This window comes from Caballeronia choica, from assembly GCF_001544535.1.
GTDB lineage: Bacteria > Pseudomonadota > Gammaproteobacteria > Burkholderiales > Burkholderiaceae > Caballeronia > Caballeronia choica.
In genome coordinates, this window is the sequence record NZ_FCON02000024.1 from 43964 (window position 1) to 53826 (window position 9863).

Annotated in this window: 8 protein-coding genes; 1 reads left to right on the plus strand and 7 read right to left on the minus strand. The window is 60.3% G+C overall.

Annotated features, from left to right (window positions below; all coding sequences use genetic code 11):
• Positions 1–150: 150 nt before the first annotated feature.
• The 7 genes from AWB68_RS13600 to AWB68_RS13625 form a co-directional block, all read right to left on the minus strand.
• On the minus strand, positions 151–570 hold the full coding sequence (locus tag AWB68_RS13600; protein ID WP_235028314.1) for a hypothetical protein: 420 nt from the start codon (positions 568–570) through the stop codon (positions 151–153).
• Positions 571–765: 195 nt separating this feature from the next.
• Positions 766–1650: a hypothetical protein gene (locus AWB68_RS13605; RefSeq protein WP_087644879.1), complete on the minus strand. Its 885-nt coding sequence runs from the start codon at positions 1648–1650 to the stop codon at positions 766–768.
• Between the two features lie 188 nt (positions 1651–1838).
• Complete coding sequence (locus tag AWB68_RS48195; protein WP_160110010.1) at positions 1839–1988, minus strand: hypothetical protein; 150 nt, start codon at positions 1986–1988, stop codon at positions 1839–1841.
• A 167-nt stretch (positions 1989–2155) separates the two neighbouring features.
• A complete protein-coding gene (locus AWB68_RS13610) occupies positions 2156–3616 on the minus strand; it encodes an amino acid permease (RefSeq protein WP_087644880.1) in 1461 nt (486 codons plus the stop codon).
• A 574-nt stretch (positions 3617–4190) separates the two neighbouring features.
• On the minus strand, positions 4191–5210 hold the full coding sequence (gene kdgT / locus AWB68_RS13615) for a 2-keto-3-deoxygluconate transporter (RefSeq protein WP_087644881.1): 1020 nt from the start codon (positions 5208–5210) through the stop codon (positions 4191–4193).
• Between the two features lie 513 nt (positions 5211–5723).
• On the minus strand, positions 5724–7457 hold the full coding sequence (gene ggt / locus AWB68_RS13620) for a gamma-glutamyltransferase (RefSeq protein ID WP_087644882.1): 1734 nt from the start codon (positions 7455–7457) through the stop codon (positions 5724–5726).
• Positions 7458–7700: 243 nt separating this feature from the next.
• Positions 7701–8618, minus strand: coding sequence for an amidohydrolase family protein (locus tag AWB68_RS13625; protein ID WP_160110011.1), 918 nt, complete (start codon positions 8616–8618; stop codon positions 7701–7703).
• Positions 8619–9022: 404 nt separating this feature from the next.
• Between AWB68_RS13625 and AWB68_RS13630 the strand changes: the two genes are divergently transcribed.
• The gene (locus AWB68_RS13630; RefSeq protein WP_087644884.1) at positions 9023–9787 is read left to right on the plus strand and encodes a bestrophin-like domain; all 765 of its coding nucleotides are present in this window, start codon (positions 9023–9025) and stop codon (positions 9785–9787) included.
• Positions 9788–9863: the final 76 nt, after the last annotated feature.

Sequence of the window (9863 nt, forward strand, 5' to 3'; positions counted from 1 at the left end):
TTTCCAGGCCTTCAATCAAGGCTCCAAAGGCAAGTTCAAGCGAAGGGATCGGCGCTGAACGCATCGATCGAAGCAGCTTGCTGCCCGTCGTGAAGGCGGGCGGACGATATTCTTGCCCGACTGTTTGATGGCGTCTGGCGGACCCCATGGCTATCCGAATATCCGCGCCCATGCGGCCCGCAGGCGCCGGGCGCGATCTTCGAACACATAGGAGCCAGCCAGTGTCACGAGACCCGAAATCACACCCGTCACGACAGGCTCGGCAAAGGCGATGCCGTAGTGATTCACATGCGACCAGGCATCGCCCAGCATCGTCAGCATGCCCATCAGCAATGCGTTGCCATATCGGTTTGTGTAGAGCTTCGCGGCGGGCGTGAAAGTCAGCAGCACGGCCAGGATTCCAGTGAGGAGGCCGGTGCGCAGGGCGATCGTCCAGTGGGCGAGACTCATGATGTTGCCCAGGCTGCCCGGCATGCAGGTCATGCACGCGCTGGTCGGCTGCCAGAAGCGCTTGATGAAGAGGACGGCCCGGCGCGGCATTGCCATGAACGAGAAAGGCGAAGGAAACATCAAGCAGGGCCTGCGGCGCCTTGCATCCAGCACTGGACGTAAGCGCTCGCCGGAGCTGTTCCCATATTAGTGTGTAATTCCTGTCGGCGGTGTTCAGGGGTCTGAAGAAAATCTTCCCTTGGTCGAGGTCCGATCACGTGGCTCTGTATTGCGACGGACATGCGAACACGCCCGTCATGCGTGCGCACACGGCTCTCATATGCGATGCGCAAACCGCGCGGCGAGCGCAGCCCTGAAATGGGCGGCGATCCTGGCGAAGCCGGCGCCGGTGGGGTGCAGCTCGTTGGCCCAGTCGCCTGGTGCGAGCGTGCCCTGCGTCTCGACCAACACCATGTTGTGGGCCGGATCGCTGGCGAGCCGTTGCAGCATCGCGCGGAACTGGACGAGGATCGTCTTCACGATCAGAGTGCCGGGCGCAAGTCCTGACCAGCCACGATCGACGAGCGATGGACGCAGCCACGGCCCCGCGAGATGGCAGGCCGATACACCGTTGGGAATCGCAAAGTCGTACGCGTGCACGAAGATCGGCGCGTGAGGCGCGTACTGGTCGCGGATGCGGATCAGGTCGAGATAGGCGCTCTCGACCACGCCGAAGATGTTGCCGAGGCGCTGAATGTCGACGCCTTGCGCCGGGTCGTTGCCGACCGCGCTCGCGTCGTTGAGCCAGAAGCGGAACTGCTCGCCGACCACGTCGTTGCCGCCGCCGGAAAAGAGCAGGGCGTCGATGGGTCCATTGGCCGGGTCCTGCAACTGGGCGATCAGGCGGTCGCGCTTGGTCACGCCGAGGAGCGTCGTGGTTGCGTCGCTGTAGTGCGCGAGCTTGAGGATCATCGGAGCGAGTTCGCCCGCGGCCCTCAGCGCCTGCAGCACGTCCGTGGCGTGCTGCGGGTCCGGCAGCGGGTAGTCGAACCAGGAATCGCCATCGCCGATCAGGATGAGCGGCGCGGGCGCGCCGGCCTGGTGGGCGTGCAACGCTTTCGCCTGCAGCACGTCGCGCTGGTGCGCCTTGATGCGCGCCTTCAGATCCTGCTGGATCTGCTCTTGCCAGCTTTCGTACAGGTTGTTCGCTCGACCTGTCATGGTGTCTCCGTTGCGCCCGCAGCGAGTGCGCCGATGCGCGCGCGTTCAGAGAGACATTGTACTTGCGCGCGCACGATCGAATTCGACGTCGGCACCTTGGGAACGTCGGCAGGAGCAATCGGAAATCAACCTGCATCACGCGTCAGCAGAACACATCGTCCACCGACGCGAGCGAAACCGGATTCCTTTTAGTTTCTCCGATGGTCATCCGCCATGTCCCGCCTGATGAATATATCGATGCCATCCGCCCGCGACGAGGCAAACGCCCTGATCACCGCGCTGCCGATGAAACACAAGATAAGCACCACAGCCGGAATCTCAAACAAGGTCATGTTCACGAGAAATCTCCTCACAGTTCGGGTGGTGTCACGAAACGCAACGGCACCACGCCATGGCTCAGTTCACCTTGACCAGTGTAAGCAGGCGAAACCTGTATGCCAAACGAGAAGATTTCATCGATATGTGAGAAATATTGCGATGGCGCCGGCACGGCGCCATCCAGCTCTCACTGGCGCTCGGGAAAACGCAGCTTCGAGTGATTACGACCATACGTCACATAGATGATCAATCCGATCACCAGCCATACGAAGAGCCGCACCCACGTGACAAGCGGCAGTCCCGCCATCAGCAACAGGCAGAACAAGATCCCCAGAACCGGCACGAGCGGTACGCCAGGAACCCGGAACGGGCGTGAAGCACCGGAGTCGCTGCGTCGCAGATAGATCACGGCGCCGCACACCAGGATGAACGCGAACAGCGTGCCGATGCTGACCATCTCCCCGAGTACGCTGATCGGCGTCAGCGCCGCCACAATCGCGACGATTGTGCCAATCAGTATCTGACTCAGATGAGGCGTCTGAAGACGCGGATGAACCCGTGCGAAAAGAGGCGGTAATAAGCCGTCCTGCGACATCGTGAAAAAGATGCGGCTCTGTCCGTACAGCAGCACGAGAATCACGGTGGTCAGCCCGGTCAGTGCACCGATCTTGATCAGGACGGAGAACCAGGTGAGGCCGATGGCGTCTACGCCCTTGGCGATCGGATCCGGGACATTCAGCTCCGCGTAAGGGACGAGCCCGGTGAGGACGCCCGCGACCAGGATGTACAGCAACGTACAGATGACCAGCGACCCGAGGATGCCGATCGGCATGTCGCGCTGTGGCTTTTTCGCTTCCTGCGCGGCAGTGGAGACCGCATCGAATCCAATGAACGCGAAGAACACCACGGCCGAGCCACGCAGAATTCCGCTCATGCCGAAGTTGCCGAACTCGCCCGTATTGGGCGGAATGAACGGGTGCCAGTTCGCCGGCTTGATGAAGAACACGCCGAGCGCGATGAAGGCCACCACCACGACCAGCTTGACCGCCACCATGATGTTGTTGAGCCGTGCGGATTCCTTCGTGCCGAGCACGAGCAAGGTTGTGAGAATCGCGATGATCAGCACCGCCGGCAGATTGACGATGCCTGTCGCCGTCGTGCCGTCGGCGAGCTTGATGACGGTGCCGGGCGCGGTGGAGAGAACGGGTGGGATATTGATTCCCACGTTATGCAGCAAGCTCACGATATAACCGGACCAGCCGACCGCGACGGTCGCTGCGCCCATCGCGTATTCGAGGATCAGGTCCCAGCCGATGATCCACGCGAATATCTCGCCCAACGTGGCATAGGTGTAGGTATAGCTGCTGCCGCATACGGGCAGCATGGCGGCCAGTTCCGAGTAGCAGAGGCCGACGAACGCGCACGCGATACCGCCGAGTACGAAGGACAGGATGATGCTGGGGCCGGCGAACTGCGCTGCAGCGGTGCCGGTCAGGACAAAGATGCCTGCGCCGATGATGGCGCCGATTCCCATCGCCGTGATGCTCGTGGCGCCGAGCGTTTTCGATAGCGAGTGGCCCCCTTCCACATCGGCGCTTCCCACGATATCGGCGACGGATTTCCGTGCCATGTAGCTCGTATCAGCCATGTTGAGTCGTCCCGTTCAAATGGTGTTTGGACACGAACCGACTCGGCTTGTTTCGGCTCGCGGAGCACGACGAAAGCATCTGTTACCGAAGACTGGCGGGGGTGAGGTGGAGGGAGGTATCGGATTCAGTGTAGTCTGAATCGGAAGTAAAGTGAACCGGAGGTCGGCTGTCGAGACGGTAGACCGTCTGCTCATGGCGAACGGGTCCTGGCCTTGTCCAGAAACCGGCCGTAGGTCGGCACGGACCTGGAGCGAGGGGTCCTGGCGACTCTGCGCTTACCGAAGTCGGTTGAAGAGAAGATCGAATGGCTGTTGTGGGTGCGCGCCGTGAAAGGGTGGCGCTGTCCCCGGGCGCACGTCCCGCCCGGCAGGTGCTGGGATAGATGGTTCCCGCGCTTGCGACTCCCACGCTTGCAAGTCGCGCGGCCAATAAACCGCGAGCATGGAACAAGAGGCGCAGGCCACCACGACTGCCGGACTTTGGAGTCCTTTAGCAGTACGACCGCTAGATCGTCGCCGGATGCAAAAGCATCCGGCCATGAACGAGGAACGCGCTAGCGGTTCGCTTGATGAATCACGCGTGCACGTCGCGCTCGCTGAGCGGTCGAACGGCTTCATCCGCATGCGTATCGTCGTTTAGACCGTGGCGAGAACGATATCGACGAACCCACATCGCGGTCAGAATCGGCACGAGGATGGCCGTCACCAGACACGCGGCCGCGACCATTGCCGTCGCCGCCGGCACGAGCGGCTTGAAGCGCGGAATCATTTCGCCGATGATCGCCGGATTTGCCACCGCCGCCCCCGCCGTCGACGATGCCGCCAGCCCCGCCGCGCCATTGCCGCCGGCGATCCAGCGGTCCGCGAAGATGAGCGGAATACCCGTCACCACGATGACCCCGAGCCCGAGCACGATGCCTGGCAATCCGCTCGTCGCGATCACGTGCAGGTCGATGCCGTTGCCGAGCGCAAAGCCGAAGAACGGAATCAGCGGATGGACGCAGCGGCCGAAGAGTTCGCGCAGGTCGCGGTCGAAGTTGCCGAGCGCGAAGCCGATCAGGAACGGCAGCACGGCACCGACAAAAAGCCGCGGCTCGAAGAACGCGACACCTGTCGCGCCGAGGATCAGCATGCTGATGAGCGGCCCGGATTCCACCGACATCAGCACGAACGCGCCCGCCTCTTCACGACTGCCGTATTGCTGCATGACGGCGGCATAAAGACCGCCGTTGGTCATGTCCATCGATGTCGTGATGGCCAGCACGGACAGCCCCGCGAAGAGGCCGGTCTTGATGCCGTCGATCGGGATGAAGTGCGCCGCAACGAGGGTCGCGACCCATGCGACGGCCATCTTCGTGACCAGCAGGGTGCCCGACTTGCGCAACACGGTTCCGGTCGCGCGAAGATCGATGGTCGCGCCCATGCAGAAGAACCAGACCGCGAGGATCGGCACGGTGCCGCTGATCAGGCCATTGGTGAACGAGCCGAAGTACTTGCCTGCGCCCGGCGCGAACGTATGAACGCAGGCGCCGAGCAACAAGGGCACCAGCATGAGGCCGCCTGGAATGCGGTCAATCGCTTTCTTGATCTTCAAGTCTCCTCCGTGATTTGTGCGTACGGATGACGGGCCGTCTGCCCGGACCGGTGGCCGCTTGTGTCAACGTGCATACCGGTCTGGGGCAATATAGCATCGCTTTTTTCGATTCGCTCGATGGACCCGAGGTGACGAGTTAATCGTTTACCCGAAAGCGGGCATCCTGGTTCACGTTTGGCTCTTGTGCGCTGTTCGCCGCGTGTGAAGCGCGCGTCGCGTGATGGCAAGCACGATGCATGCTCTCCGTGGCCTCTGCCACACGCGTTCGCTATATTCCTTGTGATATAACGAGGCTCCCGCGTGCAAACGACATCTTCCGGTCTCTGGGCTGGTCTTGATCAGATGGCTTTACTGGACGATGGTCAAGCGTGGTTCGTGGTCGGCGTCGTCGAAGTGACTCTGCGGTCGGTTAGTCGATTGCAACGACGACTCTGGACACGTTGCCACTCACTGCCGGGTCGCGCGACATCGAGCAGCACGACGGGCTGTCTCGTTGGCCGACGACCCGACAGCTTACTGAATCACCCGCGTCACACCTCGGCCACGCGGATCGGCAGCCGCGTCCGGCGTATCGCCGTTGACCTTGATCGCCTGGATGTCGCCGCTGAAATCCTGCCCCTTCAGCGTGTAGCCCTTGGCTTCGATCTGCTTGGCGAGTTCGCCTTCGATCGGCTTGTACGGCTCCCAGAAGATCGTGTTCGGCGGCAACAACTGATGATGGAAGCGCATCGCGCCAACCGCATCGGCCAACGGCATGTTGAAGTCGTAAATGTTGGTGATCACCTGGAAGATCGACGTGAAGATGCGCGAACCGCCTGGCGTGCCGATCACGAGCGACACCTTGCCGTCCTTGGTCAGGATGGTCGGGCTCATCGACGACAACGGCCGCTTCTTCGGTTCGATCGAATTCGCGTCGCTGCCCACCACGCCGAACATATTGGCAACGCCCGGCTTCGCGGAGAAGTCGTCCATTTCGTCGTTCAGCACGATCCCGGTACGGTCCGCCACCACGCCCGAGCCGAAATAGCCGTTGATCGTGTACGTGTTCGACACCGCGTTACCCCACTTGTCGATCACCGAGAAGTGCGTGGTTTCCACCTTCTCCGGCATCGACGTGCCGAGGCCCGGCTGCACGCTCTTCGTATCGGACGGTGTGGTCGGATTGACTTCGGCCGCACGCTTGGCAAGGTACGCGTCGGCGGTCAGTTGCGCGACCGGCACCTTGTAGAAGTCCGGGTCGCCGAGATACTGCGCACGATCGGCGAACACGCGCTTTTCAATTTCCGCGATCAGATGCACGTATTGCGCGGAATTCAGCGTGACGTCCTTGAAGTCAGGTGCAATATCGGCCTTCATCTTCAGCAGTTGCACGAGACCGATGCCGCCCGAGCTCGGCGGCGGTGCGGTGTAGACGCGATAACCATTCCAGTCGGCCTGGATCGGCTGGCGCCACACGGCCTTGTACTGTTGCAGATCGGTCTTCGTAATCAGGCCGTGACCGCGCATGGAAGCCGCGATCAGATCAGCCGTCTTGCCGCTGTAGAAGTCTTTCGCGCCTTGATCCGAAATGCGCGTGAGCACCGCGGCGAGATCGGGTTGCTTGAAGTTGACGCCCTGTTTCAGAGTGCCGAAGTAGGTGTCGAAATTGGTCTTGCCGGCGAAGTCTTTCGCCGCGTCATCCCGACGATCCTGCAATTGCTGGCTGACTTCGAAGCCGTCGCGTGCATAGTGAATTGCCGGCGCGAGCACCTGTTTCCATTGGAGCTTGCCGAAGCGTCGTTGCGCTTGCCACATTCCGTCGACGGTGCCCGGCACACCAACCGCGCGATAGCCGAACAGGCTCATCCCTTTGATGACTTCACCCTTGTCATCGAGATACATGTTCTTCGTCGCTGCCAGCGGTGCACGCTCACGGTAGTCGAGGAAGTACGGTTTGCCGTCGACATACAGCGTCATGAAACCGCCGCCGCCGATATTGCCCGCTTCCGGATAGGTCACGGCAAGCGTGAAGGCGATCGCGACGGCCGCATCGACGGCATTGCCGCCTTCCTTGAAAATCTGCTCCGCTGCATCTGCGCTGTACTTGTCTGCAACCGCAATCGCCGATGCGGTGAGAATGGCCGGCTGCGTTTTGGCAGGCGCCTTCGCAAAGGCCGGTGTGGCTTCCAGAAAACAGCTTGAAACAGATACGAGTGCGGCTAGCGCAAGTCCACTCACGGACGATTGGTTGTTGCGGAAGAATTTCATCGGATCGCCTCCATGACAATTTCCCACATGATGGTGAAAAGCACTGCCTTGGGCTTATAACATGCCGACCGGCGAATTGCGAAGGCACAGTACGCTGCGGTGCACCAGATGCTTCGTGCCGAGGGCAGCGGCGTCAGCCATCGCGAGGCCGCTCACCGGTTTCATGATGCGTACGCATGTCGTCGTGATTGTCAGGCCCGGATCAGGGCCGACCGTGCGGCTGGCCAGGGCGAATAGCGTGGATCACGTTGGATTGAACCAGCGGTCGGCAACACCAAAAAATATCTCGTCCGTCTCAGACGTCGAGAAGCCAGCGACCAGTTGCGCGTATCGATCGTAAAGGTCCGCAAATCCTGTCGAAAGCTTTGCAACAGGCATGTGGCTACCGAACATGCACCGCGATACGCCAAAAATGTCGATCGCGGTCAACACCCAGGGCGCTGCCTCGCTAACGGACCACTGCATGCCAAAAATGCATTCCAGTGCAGAGATGTCGACGCAAATATTGTCACAACCGGCAAGCCGTGCAAGTTCACGTTTCCACCGGTCAAAGCCGGTTTTGCTCAAGTCGAGCGGCCACCCCATCAATGCGATGGTGAAGCCGATATTCGGATGACTTTGTATGACGCGAGTCAGGTCGGGAATCTGATGGGCGAATACTTCGAGCCCGCACTTGAAACTGTGCTTGCCCAGTAAAGTCAGCGATTTGCTCCATGTTGAATCCGTCAGCAAATCGGGCCGTTTGGCGAATCGCTTCAAAGGGTTGTCGTCGTCCCACACGAGATGTTCCCGAACCGATGTGAGATTGGGAAGCGTGCTGTATTGCTCCAGCTTGCTTTCCAGATCGGGATCAAGGAAGTCAACGAACGCGACCAGCGCATGACGCATCTCGCTTCTGGTTGCCGCCTGTTGCGCCCAGGCCGCCTCTTTGAAGGGGTCGGACGAAAGGAACTCGTGCCACACGACGGCCTCGACCTCATAACCATCGCTGTCGGCAAGATAGTCGTCCAGCAGGTAGCGTCGGGGCAGGGCATCGTAATTGCCGACAAACGCTTCATAGTTGGGGTCGACCTCATCCAGAAACGCGTGCCGGTTTTGTTTGCGATCGTAGAAGTGAAGATGTGAATCGACGACTCGGGTGACAGGGCTGAAGTTTTTCATGGCGAAGGAAGGCGATCTGGCGCCGGCAAGACGGGAATAGGGGCATCTACCACAAGACGCATTGTAGGTGGAGAAATGAGCCCACCCTTCCATGGGCACGATTCGGCTGACGATTTTCAGAGTCTGGAAAAACCCCTTGTCATCAGGCGACTAAAACGTTATTGGTTCGTCAAGCAGGGTTTTGGACTCCGGGTGCTTCAACATTCCGTTGCCAAGTGGAAACTGATGACGCCAGGTCAGGCTCCATGACCCCCGTTGGAGCGTAAAAGGGCCGAGCCGTGATGCTCGGCCTTTTACCATGCCCGCGAGGCGGAGACCGGCTCTCCATGCTTCCTGGTCCGCTGACGTGCGTTCCGGGATTGATTGAGGAGCATGCCAGGCAGCGTTCTGAAAGGAGATATCGAATGGCAGCATTCGTCGACCATCCGGCGATTTTGTTTGTCGTGCTCTTTGCCTTGTTGATCGTGGCGGTCGCGTTCGGGGTATTCGTCCTGCGGCGCGTTGCTCCATTGCGCGACGACGAACGAGACGATTTCAACGCCGTTCAGGGCGCGACCCTTACGCTGTTGGCGTTACTGATCGGATTCAGTATCTCAATGGCGGTAAGCCGCTATGACCAGCGAAAGACCCTTGAAGAGGCGGAGGCCAACGCGATTGGTACCGAGTACGCGAGAGCTGACTTGACGGAGCCTCACATCCGTGACTCGATAAGGCTGGCACTGGTCCAGTACACCCGCCTGAGGTTGACGGAGTTTCAGACTCGCAACCGCGACGATCGCCAACGTCTTGACGCGGAAATTTCGGCGCTTCAATCGAAATTGTGGGAGCAGGCGGCGCAGGTTGCAAAGACTCAGCCTACGCCCATTGGATCGCTGGTCGTGGCAGGAATGAACGACGTGCTGAATTCGCAAGACTATTCGGAGGCGGCAAGAATCAATCATATCCCGCTCGGGGCGTGGGTACTGATGATCCTGATTGCATTTTTCGGTTGCGCAGTACAGGGTTATGGCGCGAAGGGGAGGCGCCGCACGGCACTGCTCATGACCATCTTGCCCGTGACGATTTCGCTGTCACTTGCGCTGATAGCCGATATCGATAGTCCTCGTGGCGGCATTATTCACGTTCAACCGCAAAACCTGACCCGGCTTCTTCAATCGTTGGAAAAGTAGGACCGGGGTGGGTCCGTTTCTGCCCTGCGCGAACCAATCGATCGCCCGTAATCCACCGGGTCACCGTCGGACTGAG